The 483-nt window shown below is 65.2% G+C and carries 1 protein-coding gene; it reads left to right on the plus strand.

The features are described 5' to 3' along the window. The coding region (locus tag JWG43_RS17865) for a secretin N-terminal domain-containing protein (protein WP_275888502.1) at positions 1-483 on the plus strand (483 nt) is incomplete at both ends.

Raw genomic sequence — 483 nt, forward strand, 5'->3', positions numbered from 1 at the left:
GCTGGGTGCCGGCGCCGCGGGTGGGGCAGGCGGTGTCGCTGGCGGTGTCGCGACTTCCCGGATCCTGTCCAAGCGCGGCTCGCTCACCGCGGATACGCGGACGAATCAACTGTTCGTCTCCGACATCCCGAGCAAGCTTGAAGAGGTGCAGGCCTTCCTCTTGAAGATCGACATCCCGGTTCGCCAGGTGATGATCGAGGCGCGCATCGTCGAGGCGGACGACACGTTCAGCCGCAACTTGGGTGCGAAGCTGGGCTTCGCGTCGAAGACGAATGGCGCTGGTTACGGCAATACCTACACCAACGTGGTGTCGCCGATTACGCAGGGTGCCACGTGGGACAACAGCCCGGCGATCAGCTTCCCCGCCAATGGCATCAACGGCGTGAACGCAGCCAGCGTGGCCGTGAGCCTGTTTAACGCCGGTGCCGGCCGCTTCCTGGCGCTGGAGCTGTCTGCGCTGGAAGCTGACGGCCGCGGCAAGAT

The organism is Desulfobulbus alkaliphilus (assembly GCF_016918545.1).
GTDB classification, from domain to species: domain Bacteria; phylum Desulfobacterota; class Desulfobulbia; order Desulfobulbales; family Desulfobulbaceae; genus Desulfobulbus; species Desulfobulbus alkaliphilus.